Annotated in this window: 13 protein-coding genes; 9 read left to right on the top strand and 4 right to left on the bottom strand. The window is 73.0% G+C overall.

Features of this window, described 5'->3' with window-relative positions; all coding sequences use genetic code 11:
* The first annotated feature begins 72 nt into the window (after window positions 1–72).
* On the top strand, window positions 73–1380 hold the full coding sequence (locus ACWEEU_RS00505) for a sensor histidine kinase (RefSeq protein WP_385748598.1): 1308 nt from the start codon (window positions 73–75) through the stop codon (window positions 1378–1380).
* Between the two features lie 43 nt (window positions 1381–1423).
* Here the strand turns inward: ACWEEU_RS00505 and ACWEEU_RS00500 are convergent, their stop codons facing one another.
* On the bottom strand, window positions 1424–1954 hold the full coding sequence (locus tag ACWEEU_RS00500) for an SUKH-3 domain-containing protein (RefSeq protein WP_451726947.1): 531 nt from the start codon (window positions 1952–1954) through the stop codon (window positions 1424–1426).
* Window positions 1955–2040: 86 nt separating this feature from the next.
* Entirely contained in the window at window positions 2041–2556 is a 516-nt protein-coding gene (locus ACWEEU_RS00495; protein WP_385748604.1) for a YwqJ-related putative deaminase, read from the bottom strand.
* Between the two features lie 323 nt (window positions 2557–2879).
* On the opposite strand from ACWEEU_RS00495, the gene ACWEEU_RS00490 reads away from it, so the two are divergent.
* From ACWEEU_RS00490 to mfd, 6 genes are all read left to right on the top strand, one after another.
* On the top strand, window positions 2880–3872 hold the full coding sequence (locus ACWEEU_RS00490; protein WP_385748608.1) for an SMI1/KNR4 family protein: 993 nt from the start codon (window positions 2880–2882) through the stop codon (window positions 3870–3872).
* A 10-nt stretch (window positions 3873–3882) separates the two neighbouring features.
* Window positions 3883–6447, top strand: a complete 2565-nt coding sequence (locus ACWEEU_RS00485; RefSeq protein WP_451726942.1) for an SUKH-4 family immunity protein — start codon at window positions 3883–3885, stop codon at window positions 6445–6447.
* A 165-nt stretch (window positions 6448–6612) separates the two neighbouring features.
* Entirely contained in the window at window positions 6613–7497 is an 885-nt protein-coding gene (locus ACWEEU_RS00480) for a cellulose-binding protein (protein ID WP_451726939.1), read from the top strand.
* A 583-nt stretch (window positions 7498–8080) separates the two neighbouring features.
* Window positions 8081–8869 (top strand): ABC transporter ATP-binding protein, encoded by a 789-nt coding sequence (locus tag ACWEEU_RS00475; RefSeq protein WP_385748617.1) that lies wholly within the window; start codon window positions 8081–8083, stop codon window positions 8867–8869.
* On the top strand, window positions 8866–11445 hold the full coding sequence (locus ACWEEU_RS00470) for an ABC transporter permease (protein WP_451726935.1): 2580 nt from the start codon (window positions 8866–8868) through the stop codon (window positions 11443–11445). Before ACWEEU_RS00475 ends, ACWEEU_RS00470 begins: the two co-directional genes overlap by 4 nt.
* A gap of 270 nt (window positions 11446–11715) precedes the next feature.
* The gene (mfd, locus tag ACWEEU_RS00465) at window positions 11716–15249 is read left to right on the top strand and encodes a transcription-repair coupling factor (RefSeq protein ID WP_451726932.1); all 3534 of its coding nucleotides are present in this window, start codon (window positions 11716–11718) and stop codon (window positions 15247–15249) included.
* A 90-nt stretch (window positions 15250–15339) separates the two neighbouring features.
* On the opposite strand, the gene ACWEEU_RS00460 is transcribed toward mfd, so the two are convergent.
* Window positions 15340–15939 carry a TetR/AcrR family transcriptional regulator gene (locus tag ACWEEU_RS00460; protein WP_451726929.1) on the bottom strand — a complete coding sequence of 200 codons (600 nt, stop codon included), beginning with the start codon at window positions 15937–15939 and terminating at the stop codon, window positions 15340–15342.
* 115 nt (window positions 15940–16054) lie between these two features.
* On the opposite strand from ACWEEU_RS00460, the gene ACWEEU_RS00455 reads away from it, so the two are divergent.
* Both ACWEEU_RS00455 and ACWEEU_RS00450 read left to right on the top strand, forming a co-directional pair.
* Complete coding sequence (locus ACWEEU_RS00455; RefSeq protein ID WP_451726926.1) at window positions 16055–16930, top strand: SCO6745 family protein; 876 nt, start codon at window positions 16055–16057, stop codon at window positions 16928–16930.
* A gap of 196 nt (window positions 16931–17126) precedes the next feature.
* Window positions 17127–17843 carry an HNH endonuclease family protein gene (locus ACWEEU_RS00450; RefSeq protein WP_451726923.1) on the top strand — a complete coding sequence of 239 codons (717 nt, stop codon included), beginning with the start codon at window positions 17127–17129 and terminating at the stop codon, window positions 17841–17843.
* A 31-nt stretch (window positions 17844–17874) separates the two neighbouring features.
* On the opposite strand, the gene ACWEEU_RS00445 is transcribed toward ACWEEU_RS00450, so the two are convergent.
* Window positions 17875–18612, bottom strand: a complete 738-nt coding sequence (locus ACWEEU_RS00445; RefSeq protein WP_385748247.1) for a hypothetical protein — start codon at window positions 18610–18612, stop codon at window positions 17875–17877.
* Window positions 18613–18647: the final 35 nt, after the last annotated feature.

The raw sequence follows: 18647 nt of genomic DNA, 5'->3' as shown, positions 1-18647 counted from the left end.
TTACGGTGTGTGATCCGGGCGGAGGGTGAAACTCGCCGGAAAAGCCGCCCCGGGCGCCCGTAGGCTGGAGGCATGACCACGACGGGGGAAGACCGCGCCAGGGCCCTGACCGGCCCATGGTGGTGGGAGAGGCGGCGCGGCGCGGCGCTGGACGGTGCGCTGGCCCTGGCGTCCGCGGTGGAGTGCGGCGCGGAGGGCATCCCGTTCGCGCGGGACGCGGGTGTGCCGCTGTCGGTGGGGATCGTGTTCGGTCTGCTGGCCGGTGCGGTGTTGCTGGTGCGCAGGAAGTGGCCGGTGGCCGTGGTGCTCGTCGCGATCGCGATCACCCCGGCCCAGATGGGCTTCCTGATGGGCATCGTCGGGCTGTACACGCTGGCGGCGTGCGAGCTGCCGCGCCGGACCATCGTGGCCCTCGCGGGCATGTCGCTGGTGGGCACGATGATCGTGACGTTCGTGCGGGTGCGCCAGGACATGGCGCGGGGTGATCTGACGCTGGGCGACTGGTTCGTGCCGTTCGCGGCGGTCACGACGTCGCTGGGTCTGACGGCGCCGCCGCTGCTGCTGGGGCTGTACGTGGGGGCGCGGCGCCGGCTGATGGAGAGTCTGCGGGAGCGGGCGGACAGTCTGGAGCGGGAGCTTCAGTTGCTCGCGGAGCGGGCGGAGGAGCGGGCGGAGTGGGCGCGGGGCGAGGAGCGGACGCGGATCGCCCGTGAGATGCACGACGTGGTGGCGCACCGGGTGAGTCTGATGGTGGTGCACGCGGCGGCGTTGCAGGCGGTGGCGCGCAAGGATCCGGAGAAGGCGGTGCGGAACGCGGCGCTGGTGGGGGACATGGGCCGGCAGGCGTTGACGGAGTTGCGGGAGATGCTGGGCGTGCTGCGGTCGGGGGACGCGGGGCGGCGTGCCGCGGAGCCGGTGCCGTTGGCGGCAGTGGGGGCTGCTGCCGCGGAGGCGGCGTCGCGGGCTGCGGCCGAGGAGGTCCTTGACGGGCCGAGTCTGGCGGAGCTGGAGGAGTTGGTGGGGCAGTCCGCGGCGGCGGGGATGGTGGTGGCCCTGTCGGTGGAGGGGGAGGTGCGTTCGTATGCGGCGGAGGTGGAGCAGACGGCGTACCGGGTGGTGCAGGAGGCGTTGACGAACGTGCACAAGCACGCGGCGGGTGCGCGGACGTTCGTGCGGCTGGCGCATCGGCGGGCGGAGATCGCGATGCAGGTGGAGAACGAGTCTCCGCCGGAGGTGGCGTCGGCGTCGGCGGGTCTGCCGTCGGGCGGCAACGGCCTGCTGGGGATGCGGGAGCGTGTGGTGGCGCTGGGGGGTGTGTTCGTGTCGGGGCCGACGGAGAAGGGCGGTTTCAGGGTGTCGGCGGTGATTCCGGCGGTGTGAGGGGCTCCCCGGTGGTGTGGTGCTGTCGGGGAGCGGTTCGCGCTCAGCCCGCCGTCAGCCGTACCGGACGGGTGCCCATGATCAGCGTGGCCAGGGCGTGGTCGATGTCGGGGCCGAGGTACCAGTCGCCGGTGTGGTCGAGGGCGTAGACGCGGCCTTCGGCGTCGATGGCGAGGAGGGCGGCGGTGGCGGTCTCCTCGCCGAGGGGGCTGACCTCGGTGCCGAGGGCGCGGCCGAGGTCGCCGAGGGTGCGGGCGAGGTGGAGGCCGTGCAGGGGGTCGAGGTGGAGGGTGGCGGGGGCGATCTGGCGGCCGGTGCCGGTGGGGGTGACGTGCAGTCCGCCGAATTCGGCCCAGGCTTCGACGGCGGCGGGGAAGACGGTGTGGCGGTGGCCTGCGGGGGAGAGGTGTTCGCGCAGGGTGTCGGCCCAGATCTCGGCCTGTTTTATGTCCCAGCGTCCGGGGTGCCAGCCGGCGGTGCGCAGGGCGTTGTCGGCGGCGCCGGGGAAGCGGGGGGCGGCCGGTGGCTGGCCGAGTGTGGTGGTGCCGGGTGTGGTGGTGCGGTTGGGGTGCATGTGCCTTCGATCGTCGTGCGTGCGGTCGTCGTGCGTGCGGTCGTCGTGCGTGCGGTGGTTTCCGGTGGCTGGTCGGGCCGGGGGTGTCAGTTGCCGCCGGTGGCCGGGTCGACGATGCGGACGCCGAAGTGGGCGCTGAGGGCGGAGCAGGCGCGGCAGGGGTCGGCGAAGCTGCCGTGGAGGGGGTCGCCGTCCTCGCGTATGCGGCGGGCGGTGAGCTTGGCCTGCTTGAGGGCTTTGCGGGCCTCGCCGTTGGTGAGGGGCCGGCGGGCGGCGCGTCTGCTGCGGGTGGCCTCGATGGCGGTGAGGTGCCGGGAGATGAGGATCGTTTCGGCGCAGCGGCCGGTGAAGCGGTCGCGCTGGTTGCTGGTGAGGGTGTCGAGGAAGTCCTGGACGAGGGGGTGCAGCGCGGGCGGCCGGTCGCCTCGGGCGGCGGTTCCGGTGAGGGTCTCGCCGCGTACGGAGAGGGCGGCGGCGATGGTGGGGAGGATGCCGTCGCGCCGGTGGAGGAGGGTGGGGGCGGGGGGTGCGTCGGTGGCGCTCCAGCCGACGCGGGGGTCGCCGGAGGGCGTGTCGGTGCTCTTCGCCGCCATCGTGTTCATGATCGTCTTTCCCTCCCCTGGAGCTCCCCCGAGGGACACAGAGTGCCAAATGCCGTGGCTGCTGCGGAAGCTGGGGCGGCGCGACACGCCAGAGTCGTGACCCTGTGTGACTGTATGTCATGAGGGCGGGGAGGGTCGGCGGGTCCTCGGGGCGGTGGTCCGGCGGGCCGGTGACCGGTGTGCGCGTACCGCATAGGCTGTCGGCACCGCGCCGGTCGCGGTCGAGGCGTCGGTGACGCCTGAGACAGTCGGATGCGGGTCGGGGTGCGCCGGTCGAGGGCGCGGGCGCCGGCTCGTACAGAGTGCCGCAGGGGGCAACCGCCATGACGACAGGTCGGCTCGGGCAGGAGGCCGCGCCGCCGAACGCGGCCTATGCCGGGCAGGTCGTGCACTTCCCGGATCCGGTGCGGGCGGCGCGTCATCCGCGTGGGGTGCGGGTCGACGAGCGGGGCTATCCCGATTTCGCGCCGTACGCGCGCGCGGCCGCGGAGATCGCGGATCCGCCGGAGGGTTTCGGCGTCGACGAGTTGCGGCTGACGGACTACGTGTCGGCGAACGCGGCGCTGGCGGCGTCGGGTCACGAGCTGTGGGACACGGTGCCGGACGTGGCGACGCCGCACAACTGGACGTGGCATCACGTCGCGGGCTCGCGCCGTCTGGAGCTGGTGCCGGTCGAGGTGAAGGCGCTGCTGCGGCATCACGGTGGTCTGGCGACGGCGGTGGTGGACCACGGCAAGCGGGGCACGCGGCCGCTGCCGGAGACGCGTCCGGCGCACTTCGGGCTGCCCAAGTCGGGTGTGGCGGTGACGGAGTCGCAGGTGCAGGGGGTCGAGGAGGACCTCGGGTACCGGCTGCCGGGTGCCTACCGCTCGTTTTTGAAGGCGGCGGGCGGGTGTGCGCCGGTGGGCGCGGCGCTCGACGCTGAGCTGGGGCTGCTGGTGGACCAGCCGTTCTTCACGGTGCGGGACGAGGCGGCGGTCAACGACCTGGTGTACGTCAACAAGTGTCTGCGCGACCACCTGACGAAGGACTACCTGGGCGTCGGGTTCGTGCAGGGCGGTCTGCTCGCGGTGAAGGTCAGGGGCGAGCGGGCGGGTTCGGTGTGGTTCTGCGCGTACGACGACGTACGGGACGTGGATCCGGCGTGGTCTCCGGCGGAGCGTGTGGAGCGGCTGCTGCTGCCGTGCGGCGACGACTTCGACGCGTTCCTGTCGCGGCTCGCGGGCGATCCGCCGGAGCTGGAGACGGTGGCGGGTCTGATGGTGGACGGCGGCTTCGCGCGTGCGGTGCCGGTGTCCTCGGCTGCGGGGGAGTGAGCTTCCGGCGATGGTGACGTTCGCACAGGCGCAGGAGCGCGCCGAGGAGTGGATCAACGGGGACGTCCCGGCCTACCAGCACCGCGAGGTGCGGGTGCGGGAGTTCGAGCTGGGCTTCGTCGTCTGGGGCGAGGACCGTGCGGAGGGTCCGCGGGTGGACGCGGGCGCGCAGCGTCTGGTGATCGCCCGCGACAGTGGCGAGGCGACGCTGTGGCCCGCCCTTCCGGTGGGCGAGGTGATCCGCAGGTACGAGGAGACGTACGGGCGTTCCGACGAGCCGGAGGACGCGGTGCCGGTGCCCGCGGCTGTTCGGGTGGACCTGAACCAGACGTCGTTCCTGCTGAGTCCGCCGGAGTGGCTGCAGGAGGCGGCGGAGAAGAAGCTGGGGGGCGCTTCCGCCCCCACCTCGGCTCCGGGTGCCGGAGCCGGCGCGGGGAGCGTGCCGGGACCGCGTGCGGGCTCGGGTGCGGGCTCCGGCGGCGGGCTCGCCCGGACGCAGCCCGGGGTGCCCGTGGGGGACGGGAGCGGGACGGCGTGGCCCGCTCCCGAGGATGCCTCCGCCAGGACGCCCTGGGCCGGTACGGACACCAATGCCGACGAGGGCGAGGACCGCTCCGTACCGCTGCCCGCCACGGTGTTCTCGCCTCCGGTCGGCGACGGTGCCCCGCGCCCGCCCGCTTCCGAGCCGGACGCCAAGACCGCGCTGATGTCGGGCGGCAGCCAGTTGCCGCCCACGGCGGTCACCCCGGAGGCGACGGCTCCCGCCGGTGCCGGGCAGCCCGGTCACGGCTGTCCGCCGAGCGGCGCCGCCGACGCGCCCCGGTCTCCGGGCCGCGCGTTGCCGCCGGACGCCGGTGACATCGCCGACGCCGTGACGAGCAAGGCCGCGCCGCCGCCGCGCAAGGGCCCCGGCACGCCTCCGCCGCCGGGCGCTCCGGGCGCGCCGGGTGCCCCGGGCGCGCCGGGTGCGCGGCCGGGTGGTGCGGGCGGGGACGAGTACGTGCCGACCCAACTGGTGTCGTCGCTGCGCCCGGAGGGCCCGGAGACGTTCGCTCCGCAGGGTGCGCCTGACACGCCCGCGTCGGGTCCGTCCGGTGCTCCGGGTACGCCGCCGCCCGCACCGGGTGTGCCGCCCGCGCCCAGGCCCTCCGGTGCCCCGGGTGTCGACCACGCGGAGACGGTGCTGGCCGCGCCTCCGGTGGGCGGTCCGGGCGTACCTCCGCCGCCGCGGCCCGCGCCGTCGGTCCCGGGCGCGCCGCCCGCACCGTCGCCCTCGACGCCTCCGCACGGCGCCCCCCTGCCCCCGCCGGGTGCGATGCCGCCTCCCGGTGCCGTACCGCCGGGCGCGATGCCGCCGCCCACCGGTCCGGCACCCGCCGGCCCCGCGCCGTCCGCCGCGATGCCGTATCCGGGTGCGATGCCTCCCCCGGGAGCCATGCCCCCGCCCCCCGGCGCGACGCCCCCGCCCGGCGCCATGCCGCCCCCGCACCTCGGTACGCCCTCGCATCCGGGAGCGATGCCGCCTCCGGCCGGGGTCATGCCGCCGCACGGTGCCCCCGTGCCGGGCCCGCCGCCGGCGTACGGCTATCCGCCTGCGGCGCAGCCCACGGTCGGTCCCGGCTACCAGGCCGTACTGCGCTACCGCGCCCAGGACGGTTCCGAGCAGCAGTTGATCCGGCGGTCCGCGCCGGGTATGCCGCACCCGGAGTGGCAGATCTTCCACGAGCTGCGGGCGATGAACGTGCCGCCGGACCAGGTCCTGGAGCTGCACACGGAGTTGGAGTCGTGCGAGCTGCCGGGCGCGTACTGCGCGCGGATGATCCGGGAGCAGTGGCCGCAGGCGCGGATCGCGAGCATCGCGCCGTACGGCACGGATCACGCGAGCAGGCAGCAGGGGATGCAGGAGCTGCTGGCGCATCAGGGCGAGCTGCACCAGGTGGCGGACGGGCCCGCCCGCCCGGCGCCGGTGCGCACGCCGTTGCCGCCGGTGCAGCCGGTTCCGCCGGTGCCCCCGGAGGGGGTCGCGCACGAGCTGGCGGCGGCGTTCGGGCCGGGGGTGCACCGGTTCGACCAGCAGGCGGTGTCGCGGCAGGGTGTGCCGCCGGTCGTGGCGCACACGCTGGTGGTGGCCGGACTCCCGCTGGACATGGGCCCGTTCTTCTGGGCGCAGGCACAGCCGGGCCGTCCGGTGCCGACGCTGGCGGAGCTGGCGGCCGAGCGCGGGGTGCAGCCCGCCTCGGACGCGAGCTCGTACCTGGTGATGGGCACGGACTTCGGCAAGGCGATCTGTGTGCAGTACGGCACGGCGAACATCGTCGCGGTGCCGGTGGAGGGCGGTCCGGGCGGTGCGCCGGTGCCGCCGCAGTTCGTCAACACCGGGCTGCCGGAGTTCACCCGCTGCCTGGCGCTGCTCGGCCGGATGTGGCGGCTGCGCTACGGCCTGAACCAGGAGCAGGCGGGCCGCTGGACCGTCGACTTCCAGGCCCAGCTCGCCTCGCTGGACCCGGCGGCGCTCGGTTCGCCGGAGACCTGGTGGTCGGTGCTGCTGGAACAGATGTGGGACGGGCTGCTGTAGCCGGAGCCGTTCCACCTCTCCGCCGTTCGCGTCGGGCCCTTCACCCTCGGGAGTGAAGGGCCCGACGGCATGGACGAACCCTGGCGTCTCTTCGGCTCATATCGACATGCATCCCATCATCCTGTCGGGTATGTCGGACTGTCCGGGCGGAGAGGGGTTCCACGGGTGAGCAGCGCATCGGCGACGTCGTACGGCTTCGGGACCGCCCGGGGAAGCGGCTACCACCCCGACCAGGCCGACGCCCGGCTGGCCGCCCTGTCGCGGGAGCGGGACGCGGCATGGGAGCGCGTCGCGCGGCTGACCGTCCTCGTCCGGGACATGGAGGCGGAGTCGGCGCGGTTGCGCGAGCGGGCGGCCGGCCTTGAACCGCAGACGTACGACAGCCTGGGCGAGCCCGCGCGCACCGTCTTCCGACTGGTGCGGTCGGAGGCGGTACGGCTGCGCGAGTGCGCCCGGGACGAGGCGCGCGAGCGGGTCGCGGCCGCCGAGGAACACGCGCGAGGCGTGCGCCGTGCGGCGCGGGAGGCGGCGGAGGCGCTGCGTGCCGAGGCGGTGGAGACCGCTGAGCGGCGGCTGCTCGCGGCCCGCACGGAGGCGGAGGAGCTGCGCGTCGGCACCCGGCACGAGGTGCGCGAGCTGCGCCGGACTGCGCTGGAGGAGCTGCGCGAGACCCGCGACCGCGCCGCCGCCCTGCTCGCGGCGCAGCCCGGGGAGCAGGCGGCGCGCCGCTCGGCGGCCGAGCGTGAACTGACCGAGCGCGCGGCCGCGCTCGAAGTGAGCACCGCCGAACGGCAGGCCCGCGCCGAAGCGGCGCTGGCGGCGGCGAAGCGCGCGCTCGCGGCGGAGAAGAGCCGCGCGCCCCGTATCCGGGAGCTGGCGGACGCGCGCGCCGCCGAGGTCCTCGCCGCGGCGCTGGACCACGAGGAGCGCACCGCCCGCGAGACCGAGCGCGTCCTGCGCGAGCACGGCGAGATCTGGGACGAGGTACGGCAGCAGGTCGAGCACCTCCGCGACCGGCTGACCGCGTCGATGGCGGCCGCGAGGCGCTGAACCCGGGCCGCCCGACGCCGAACCCCGGCTGCGGCGCGGTCGGCGACCCCCGCGCGACGCCGACGCTCCCCCGCGACGCCGACGCTCCCCCCGGCGACGCCGACCCCGCCCGCTCGCAGGGCGCCGACCCTGACTCCCACCGGCGCCGACCCTGATCAGCCGCTCCCCGATGTCCCGTACACGCTTCACGCGCGGCGGGGCCGTCGCAGCGCCGTCCGCGCGGGAGGCGGGTTGACCCTGACGTCGCGTGAGGGTGGAGGCTGGGCGGGCCGCGGGTGGAGACGACCCTGAGAACGTCTCCACCCGATGGTGGAGCACCCCTAGGGGTATCTCCGTACTGCGGGTCGGGGAGCGTTCGTCCCCCCGGAGGACGAGAAGGCGCCCTCGCGCTCCTTAACCTGGCTTTACGCCGCTGGGGGGCGGCGTACCCGATCCGCCGGAGTGGGGTTTGCCCCACCGGGACCGGGGGCTCCGCACCAGCGCGCGGCACCCCCTCGGCCCGCGAGAATCACCGGCAAGAACCCGTACGACCGCACGCGCCGCCGGCGCGCGCTCCGACCTGCCATCCCATAGGAGACATACCGTGACATCGGCTGTGACCGTACCCAGGCACGGGGGCACTGGAGGACCTACGGCCGTTGCCGCGCGGGCGCGGCAGGTCGTGAAGGCGTACGGCGCCGGGGAGACCCGGGTCGTCGCGCTCGACCATGTCGACGTGGACATCGACCGGGGCCAGTTCACCGCGATCATGGGCCCCTCGGGGTCCGGCAAGTCCACCCTGATGCACTGCCTCGCCGGGCTCGACACGGTGACCAGCGGTCGGATCTACCTGGACGAGACCGAGATCACCGGTCTCAAGGACAAGAAGCTGACCCAGTTGCGCCGCGACCGGATCGGCTTCATCTTCCAGGCGTTCAACCTGCTGCCGACGCTGAACGCGCTCGAGAACATCACGCTGCCCATGGACATCGCCGGCCGCAAACCCGACCGGGAGTGGCTGGCGAAGGTCGTGGAGACCGTCGGACTCGCCGAGCGGCTCAAGCACCGGCCGACCCAGCTCTCCGGCGGCCAGCAGCAGCGTGTCGCCGTGGCCCGCGCGCTCGCCGCCCGCCCGGAGATCATCTTCGGCGACGAGCCGACCGGAAACCTCGACTCGCGCGCGGGCGCCGAGATCCTCGGCTTCCTGCGCCGCTCGGTGCACGACCTCGGCCAGACCATCGTCATGGTCACCCACGACCCGGTCGCCGCCTCCTACGCGGACCGCGTGCTCTACCTGGCCGACGGCCGGATCGTGGACGAGATGCGCCGGCCCACCGCCGATCAGGTCCTGGACCGCATGAAGGACTTCGACGCGCGGGGGCGCACGTCATGACCGTGCTGAAGACCTCGATGCGCAACTTCTTCGCGCACAAGGGCCGCATGGCGCTCTCGGCGATCGCGGTCCTGCTGTCGGTCGCCTTCGTCTGCGGCACCCTGGTGTTCACCGACACCATGAACACCACCTTCGACAAGCTCTTCCAGGCGACGTCCTCGGACGTCACGGTGAGCGCCAAGAGCGCCTCCGACACCGGCGAGACCATGTCCGGCACCGGCAGGCCGCCGGTGATGCCCGCCTCCGTGGTCGGCAGGATCCGCGAGGCGAAGGGTGTGCGGGCGGCCGAGGGCACGGTGTTCTCCACCCAGGTCACCGTCGTCGACGCCGACAAGGAGCGGCTGTCGCCCAACAGCGGGGCGCCCACCATCGTCGGAAGCTGGAACGGCAACGACGCGCGCACCATGAAGGTCACCACCGGTGCCGCGCCCCATGGCGCGGGGCAGATCATGGTGGATGCCGACACCGCGAAGAAGCACCATCTGCGTCTCGGTGACGACATCGGCGTGATCACCGCACTCGGCACGCACCACGCGCGCGTGTCCGGCATCGCCACCTTCACCGTCACCAACCCCGGCGCGGCGATCTTCTACCTGGACACCAAGACCGCCCAGCAGACCCTGGTCGGCCGCACCGGCGTCTACACCAACGTCAACGTCACCGCCGCCAAGGGCGTCTCCGACAACCGCCTCAAGAAGGACGTCACGGCCGCGCTCGGCGGCGGCTACAAGGTGCAGACCGCCAAGGAGGTCGCCGACGCCAACCAGAAGGACGTCGAGAGCTTCCTCGACGTCATGAAGTACGCCATGCTCGGCTTCGCCGGGATCGCGTTCCTGGTCGGCATCTTCCTGATCGTCAACACCTTCTCGATGCTGGTCGCCCAGCGCACCCGCGAGATCGGCCTGATGCGCGCCATCGGCTCCTCGCGCGGCCAGGTCAACCGATCGGTCCTCGTCGAGGCCCTGATGCTCGGCGTCCTCGGCTCCGTCCTCGGTGTCGGCGCGGGCATCGGCATCGCCGTCGGCCTGATGAAGGTCATGGGCATGATCGGCATGCACCTGTCCACCGACGACCTGACCGTCGCCTGGACCACCCCGGCCCTCGGTCTGCTGCTCGGCGTGGTCGTCACCGTCCTCGCGGCCTACCTGCCCGCCCGCCGCGCCGGCAAGGTCTCCCCGATGGCCGCCCTGCGCGACGCGGGTGCCCCGGCGGATGCCAGGTCGGGTCTCGTACGGGCCCTGATCGGCGTGGGCCTGACCGGCGCGGGCGCCGCGAGCCTGTCCGCGGCAGCGGCCACCGACCAGGCCACGACCGGCTCGGGCTGGCTGGGCGTCGGCATCGTGCTGACCCTGCTCGGCTTCGTCGTCGTCGGCCCGCTGCTCGCCTCCGGGCTGGTGCGCGTCCTCGGCGCGGTCGTCCTCAGGGTCTTCGGCCCGGTCGGACGCATGGCGGAGCGCAACGCGCTGCGCAACCCGCGCCGCACCGGCGCGACCGGCGCCGCACTGATGATCGGCCTGGCCCTGGTGGCCTGCCTGTCGGTCGTCGGCTCCTCCATGGTGGCCTCCGCCACCGACCAGCTCGACAAGACCGTGGGCACGGACTTCATCGTCCAGAACGACAACGGCGGCCTGATCACCCCCCAGGCGGTGCGGGCCGTCAAGGACACCGCGGGGCTGGAGCGGGTCACCGAGTACAAGGCCGTCCCCGCCGGTCTGACCACCCCCGACGGCAAGATCAGCAAGAAGGAGACGCTCAACGCCGCCGACCCGACCTACGCCCAGGACCTGCGCACCAAGACCGTCTCGGGCACGCTCGCCGACGCCTACCGGGCCGACTCGATGTCCGTCCCCGAGGGCTTCGCCCGCAAGCACGGGATCAAGGTCGGCTCCACGGTCACGGTCGCGTTCACGGACGCCCGCACCGCGAAGCTGACGGTCCGCGCGATCACCAGTGACGACGTGGTGGTCGACAAGGGCGCGATGTACGTCTCCATCGCCACGGTGAAGCGGTACGTCCCCGCCGACCGGATGCCGCTCGACGTCCTGGTCTTCGCCACAGCGAAGGACGGCCACCAGGCCGCCGCCTACAAGGCCCTCAAGTCGGCCCTGCACGACTACCCGCAGTACACCGTGCGCGACCAGACCGACTACAAGAAGGCGCTCAAGGACCAGATCGGCCAGCTCCTCAACCTGATCTACGGCCTCCTGGCCCTCGCGATCATCGTCGCCGTCCTCGGTGTGGTGAACACCCTCGCCCTCTCCGTGGTCGAGCGCACCCGCGAGATCGGCCTCATGCGCGCCATCGGTCTCTCCCGCCGCCAGCTGCGCCGCATGATCCGCCTGGAGTCGGTCGTCATCGCCCTCTTCGGCGCCCTCCTCGGCCTCGGGCTCGGCATGGGCTGGGGCGCCACCGCCCAGAAGCTCCTCGCCCTGGAGGGCCTGAACGTCCTCGAGATCCCCTGGCCGACGATCATCACGGTCTTCGTCGCCTCGGCCTTCGTGGGCCTGTTCGCGGCGCTGATCCCGGCGTTCCGGGCGGGCCGGATGAACGTGCTGAACGCGATCGCGACGGAGTAACGGGTGTTTGTCCGATCCTGTGCCCGGAGGCTCGAAGAGCCTCCGGGCACAGGTGCTTCTCGGAGGGCGACTTCTCGAGTGACCGGGAAAGGCGGGGCCGGGCGGGCGAGACGGGGCCCAGGGGGGGGCAGAGCCCCCTGGGGCGCGAGCGCGGGTTGTCCACAGCCCCGACCAAGCCGAGCGGCAGCGACGTACGCTGGAACGTACCCCCGGCCCGTGCAACGAGTCGGGCCGTTCGCGTTCCCCATCCCTGGACGGAAAGCCCCTCGCATGAGCCTGCACGGTCTGCTGGACGCAGTAGTCAAGGACCCCGCCCTCGCGGAAGCGACCACGGCGGCCGCGGACGGCAACCGCACGCACGTGGACCTCGTCGGTCCCCCCGCCGCCCGCCCCTTCGCCATCGCCGCCCTCGCCCGCGAGGCCGGCCGGCCGGTGCTCGCCGTGACGGCGACCGGCCGGGAGGCGGAGGACCTGACGGCCGCGCTGCGCTCCCTGCTGCCGCCCGAGGGCGTCGTCGAGTACCCCTCCTGGGAGACGCTCCCGCACGAGCGCCTCAGCCCCCGCAGCGACACCGTGGGCCGTCGCCTCGCCGTCCTGCGCCGCCTGGCCCACCCCCGTCCCGACGACCCCGAGACCGGCCCGGTCTCCGTGGTCGTCGCCCCCGTGCGTTCCGTGCTCCAGCCGCAGGTCAAGGGCCTGGGCGACCTGGAACCCGTATCCCTGCGCACCGGCCAGACCGCCGACCTGAACGAGATCGTGGAAGCCCTCGCGGCCGCCGCGTACGCGCGCGTGGAGCTAGTGGAGAAGCGCGGCGAGTTCGCCGTGCGCGGCGGCATCCTGGACGTCTTCCCGCCCACCGAGGAACACCCCCTGCGCGTCGAGTTCTGGGGCGACGACGTCGAGGAGATCCGCTACTTCAAGGTCGCCGACCAGCGCTCCCTGGAGGTCGCCGAGCACGGCCTGTGGGCCCCGCCCTGCCGCGAACTGCTGCTCACCGACGACGTACGGGCCCGCGCGCGTGCGCTCGCCGAGGACCACCCCGAGCTGGGCGAACTCCTCGGCAAGATCGCCGAGGGCATCGCGGTGGAGGGCATGGAGTCCCTCGCGCCGGTGCTCGTCGACGACATGGAACTGCTCATCGACGTGCTGCCCAAGGGCGCCATGACCGTCGTCTGCGACCCGGAGCGGGTCCGTACCCGCGCCGCCGACCTCGTCGCCACCTCCCAGGAGTTCCTCCAGGCGTCCTGGGCGGCCAGCGCGGGCGGCGGCGAGGCGCCCATCGACGTCGGCGCGGCCTCCCTGTGGTCCATCGCGGACGTGCGCGACCGCGCGCGCGAGCTGGACATGATGTGGTGGTCGGTCTCCCCGTTCGCCGCCGACGAGGAGCTGGACGGCGACACGCTCAAGCTCGGGATGCGCGCCCCCGAGGCGTACCGGGGCGACATCGCGCGTGCCCTGGCCGACACCAAGGGCTGGCTGGCCGACGGCTGGCGCACGGTGTTCGTCACCGAGGGCCACGGCCCTGCCTCCCGTACGACCGAGGTGCTCGGCGGCGAGGGCATCCCGGCCCGCCTCGACCAGGACCTCGGCGAACTGAGCCCGTCCCTGGTGCACGTCTCCTGCGGCTCGATCGACAACGGCTTCGTGGACCCGGCCCTCGGGCTCGCCGTCCTCACCGAGACCGACCTGACCGGCCAGAAGGCCGCGGGCCGCGACGGCGCCCGGATGCCCGCGCGCCGCCGCAAGACCATCGACCCGCTCACCCTGGAGACGGGCGACTACATCGTCCACGAACAGCACGGTGTCGGCCGCTACATCGAGATGGTGCAGCGCACCGTCCAGGGCGCCACCCGCGAGTACCTGGTCGTGGAGTACGCCCCCGCCAAGCGCGGCCAGCCCGGCGACCGCCTCTACATCCCGACCGACCAGCTCGAACAGATCACCAAGTACGTCGGCGGCGAGGCCCCCACCCTGCACCGCCTGGGCGGCGCCGACTGGACGAAGACCAAGGCGCGCGCCAAGAAGGCCGTCAAGGAGATCGCGGCCGACCTGATCAAGCTGTACAGCGCGCGCATGGCCGCCCCCGGCCACGCCTTCGGCGGCGACACCCCCTGGCAGCGCGAGCTGGAGGACGCCTTCCCGTACGCGGAGACCCCCGACCAGCTCACCACCATCGCCGAGGTCAAGGAGGACATGGAGAAGACGGTCCCCATGGACCGCCTGATCTGCGGCGACGTGGGCTACGGCAAGACCGAGATCGCGGTCCGCGCCGCCTTCAAGGCCGTCCAGGACGGCAAGCAGGTCGCCGTGCTCGTGCCCACGACCCTGCTGGTGCAGCAGCACTTCGGCACCTTCTCCGAGCGGTACTCGCAGTTCCCGGTCAACGTGCGGGCGCTCTCCCGCTTCCAGACCGACACCGAGGCCAAGGCCGTCCTGGAGGGGCTGAAGGACGGCTCGGTGGACGTGGTGATCGGCACCCACCGGCTGTTCTCCTCCGAGACCAAGTTCAAGGACCTCGGCCTGGTCATCGTCGACGAGGAGCAGCGCTTCGGCGTCGAGCACAAGGAGCAGCTCAAGAAGCTCCGCGCCAACGTGGACGTGCTGACGATGTCCGCGACCCCGATCCCCAGGACGCTGGAGATGGCGGTCACCGGCATCCGCGAGATGTCCACGATCACCACCCCGCCCGAGGAGCGCCACCCGGTCCTGACCTTCGTCGGGCCGTACGAGGAGAAGCAGATCGGCGCCGCCATCCGCCGCGAACTGCTGCGCGAGGGCCAGGTCTTCTACATCCACAACCGGGTCGAGTCCATCGACCGCGCCGCCGCCCGGCTTCGCGAGATCGTCCCCGAGGCGCGCATCGCCACCGCGCACGGCCAGATGTCCGAACAGGCCCTGGAACAGGTCGTGGTGGACTTCTGGGAGAAGAAGTTCGACGTGCTGGTCTCGACCACGATCGTGGAGTCCGGCATCGACATCTCCAACGCGAACACGCTCATCGTGGAGCGCGGCGACAACTTCGGCCTGTCGCAGTTGCACCAGCTCCGGGGCCGTGTCGGCCGTGGCCGTGAGCGTGGGTACGCGTACTTCCTGTACCCGCCGGAGAAGCCGCTCACCGAGACCGCGCACGAACGCCTCGCCACCATCGCCCAGCACACCGAGATGGGCGCGGGCATGTACGTCGCCATGAAGGACCTGGAGATCCGCGGCGCGGGCAACCTGCTCGGCGGCGAGCAGTCCGGGCACATCGCGGGCGTCGGCTTCGACCTGTACGTCCGCATGGTGGGCGAGGCCGTCGCCGACTACCGGCGCCAGCTGGAGACCGGCGAGATCGAGGAGGAGCCGCCGCTCGAGGTCAAGATCGAGCTGCCGGTCGACGCGCACGTCCCGCACGACTACGCGCCCGGCGAGGGGCTGCGCCTCCAGGCGTACCGGGCCATCGCCGCCGCCAACTCCGAGGAGGACGTCAAGGCCGTCCGCGAGGAACTCACCGACCGCTACGGCAAGGTGCCCGAGCCGGTGGAGAACCTGCTGCTGGTCGCCGGGCTGCGGATGCTCGCGCGGGCCTGCGGGGTGGGCGAGATCGTCCTCCAGGGCAACAACATCCGCTTCGCCCCCGTGGAGTTGCGGGAGTCGCAGGAGCTGCGGCTGAAGCGGCTGTACCCCGGCTCGCTCGTCAAGGGCAACGCGCACCAGGTGCTCGTCCCGCGCCCCAAGACCGCGAAGGTCGGCGGCAAGCCGCTGGTCGGGCGGGAACTGCTGGCCTGGGTCGGGGAGTTCCTGGCGTCGATCCTGGGGTCGTGACGATTCCTGGGCCGTGAGGGCTCCGCGGTTGTGGCAGTGGGCGCGTCTCCCTCGGGGACGCGCCCGTTGTCGTAGGGGGTGGCGGGGCGGTCAGCCCTCGTCCGCCGAGTGGAACAGCATCGCCGTGAGGGCGTGGAACACCTCCTCGGGTTCCCGGCCGCCCATCGGTCCGTCGAGGTTGCGGCCGAGGAGCAGGGTGGCGAAGCCGTGCGCCAGGGACCAGGCGGCGATGCCGGCGAGGCGGGCGTCCGGGCCCCGGTCGCCGGGGTCCACGGCGGCGACGACGGCGCCCAGCGCGTCGGCGGCCAGGGTGCGGGCGGTGGTCAGTTCCAGGTCGTCGGCGCGCAGCAGTTCCGGCGAGAACATCACCTGGAAGTGCGCGGGGTGCTCGCGCGCGAAGCGGACGTAGCGCACGCCCGCCTCCCGCAGGTCCGGGGCCTGTCGCAGGGCCTCGGCCAGCAGTCCGAACCCCTCGGCCGCGATGGCGGTGAGCAGCCCGGTGCGGTCCTTGAAGTGGTGCGCGGGCGCGGCGTGCGAGACCCCGGCCCGGCGGGCGAGGTCGCGCAGACTCAGCCCGGCGGGCCCTTCGGCGGCGATGGCGTCGAGCGCGGCGGTGAGGACGGCGCGCCGCAGATCGCCGTGGTGATACGACGAACGGCGCTCGGCGGGGGCCGGCTTCGAGGAACTCATGGGTCCCAGAGTACGCCCGATCTAGTCATTGACAAGTTCCGGCGGTCCCGGCAATCTGGACAGTGTCAAGTTCGGGCGGCCCGGTGCGGGTCGCGTACGGGGGAGGAGCCACGGCATGTCCGAGGAAACGGTGGGGACGGCACGCGTACGCCAGCTCTGGCACCTGCTGGAGCCGTTCCACGCACTGCTCTACTACGCCCCGGAGGTGGAGCGGGAGTCCGCGGCGCTCGGGTACGCCACCGGGGACCGCTGGCCGAGCTACTTCCCGCTCCGCGCGGCCCCCTTGGGCCCGGTCGGCGCCGAGCGGGTGGCCTCGGCGTTCTACAGCTTCAGCCCCCGCATGGCGGCCCGGCACATGGACGGCGCGTGGGAGGTCGCCGCTCCGCACGAGGTACTGACCGCCCGCCTGCGCGGCATCGACGGCGCCTACCGGGCCGTCCTCGGCGACCGGGTCGACGGTCCGGAGCTGGCCGAGGCCGCCGTCCTCGCCCGGCGCGCTGCCGAGGCGGCGGACACCGCGGGCCGCCCCCTCGCCGCCGCCAACGCCGGACTGCCCTGGCCCGAGCCCCCGCACCTCCAGTTGTGGCACGCGGCCACGATCCTGCGCGAACACCGCGGCGACGGCCATCTGGCCGCCCTGCTCGTCGCCGGTCTCGATCCCGTCGAGTCGCTGGTGTCCTTCGCGGCGATAGGCGCCGCGTCCGTGGAACGCTTCGCGAGCCGGGGCTGGAGCCCCGATGAGTGGAAGGCCGCGCGCGAACGCCTCGCCGGGCGCGGTCTGGTGGAGCCGGACGGCATGGCCACGGACGCGGGCCGCGCCCTGCGCCGCCGCGTCGAGGAGCACACCGACCGCCTCGCCGCCGCTCCGTGGCAGGCCCTCGGCGCACCCGCCGCCGACCGCCTGGCCGACCTGCTGGGCGACCACTGGGTCGCGGTGCTCTCCTCCGGGCTGCTCCCCTCGGAATCGACCCTGGGAATAGGCAAGGTGTGAACGAGACGGGCGAACTCGTGGAGGTGAGGCACGCGAACTCGTGGGAGCCGGAAAGAACATGAACCCCCGATGCCCCCGATGCACCTGAAAGACCCTTTGGTTCCTGTTCGTCAGCCGCCGCCCGGCGGCTACCGTGGAGGGCGGATCGAACCGTCCGCACCGGTGGACGGGCAGGCGCGAACGAGGGGGGCGCACCGTGAGGCGCTTGTGGGGCGGGGCGGTCATCGCCGTGGTCATGGCGGCCGCAGTGACCGGATGCCGGACCGAACAGACCGAGGGCTCCTCCGGTCCCCAGGAGACCGGCGCCTCCGGCGCGGCCCTGAGCGCCGCCGAGGCGCTGCCCGTCAAGGGCCGTGCACCGAAGACCGGTTACTCCCGCGAGCGCTTCGGCAGCGCCTGGGCGGACACCGACTCCAACTCCTGCGACACCCGTGACGACATCCTCAAGCGTGACCTGGAGGAGGTGAAGTTCAGCGGAGGCCGGTGCAAGGTCACCTACGGCGTGCTGGAACACGACCCCTACTCGGGCAAGACCATCACCTACCGGCGGGGCCGCAGCCAGGTCGACATCGACCACCTCGTCGCCCTCTCCGACGCCTGGCAGAAGGGCGCCAAGTACTGGGAGCCCAGCAAGCGCATAGCCCTCGCCAACGACCCCCTCAACCTCCTGGCGGTCGACGCGAGCACCAACCGCGGCAAGGGCGACGGCGACACCGCCACCTGGGTGCCCCCGTCCAAGTCCTACCGCTGCACCTACGTGGCCGCCCAGGTCGCCGTGAAGAAGAAGTACGGCCTCTGGGTCACCTCCGCCGAGAAGGCCGCCATGAAGAAGGTCCTGACCACCTGCCCCGGCCAGAAACTTCCCACGGGCGGCAACCCGACGAACGCACCCTCGCGGTTCAGGGCACGCTGAGCCGGGTCGCTGCACGACATCGCCGCGCGGGTCAGCCGCCCAGGGCGTCCAGGTCGATGATCTTGCCCGCGGGCTTCTTGGCCTCGACCGGCTTCTCGTAGTCGAGGAAGGAGAGGTGGACCGGCTCCTTGGCGCCCGCGGAGCTGTCGACGCGCAGCAGGTAGGGCTTGCCCTTGGTCGCCACGTACAGGGTGTAGCGGTCCTTGCCGTCCTTCTCGTGGAGGGTGAGGGCCGGGGTGCCGTCGATGGTGGTGGTCTTGCCGCGGGTGGCGTCCGAGTTGACGTCGACCGCCCCGGCCAGAACCGAGTCCAGGTCGCAGAAGCCCGCGATGTCCTTGGCGTCCTTGCCGGTCGCCGACATCTTGGTCCACTTGTCGGCCATCATGTTCACGACCGCGTCCGTGTCGGCCTTCGACTCGCCCTTGCCCTGGTCCCGCAGGAACGCCTCGTTGTACTTCATGTAGATGGTGTCGCCGCTCTTGATCAGGTCGGCGCTGCCCTTGCCGCCCATGCCCATCGTGCCGGCGCACTCGCCCTTCTTGCTCAGGGCCATGTCGATCTTGATGTCGTCGCTGCCGTCGGTGACGGTGCCCCGCATCCGCAGGGTCGACGCCTTGGTGGTCGTCTTCATCGCACGGTCGGCTATCTGACCGCCGCTCAGCCCGGCGAACGGTCCCTTCGGCGCCGTGTCCGCGCCCGACAGACAGCCGGTGAGCCCGGCGGCGGCAGCGGTGGCGAGGCAGACGGCGGCAAGTGCGGTACGGCGCATGTCGGTTCCTTGATGAGGTGAGGTGTGACGAGATG

Source organism: Streptomyces sp. NPDC005004 (assembly GCF_053600675.1).
The sequence above is the reverse complement of the archived record's forward strand: the minus strand, read 5'-3'. Positions and strand labels throughout refer to the sequence as shown.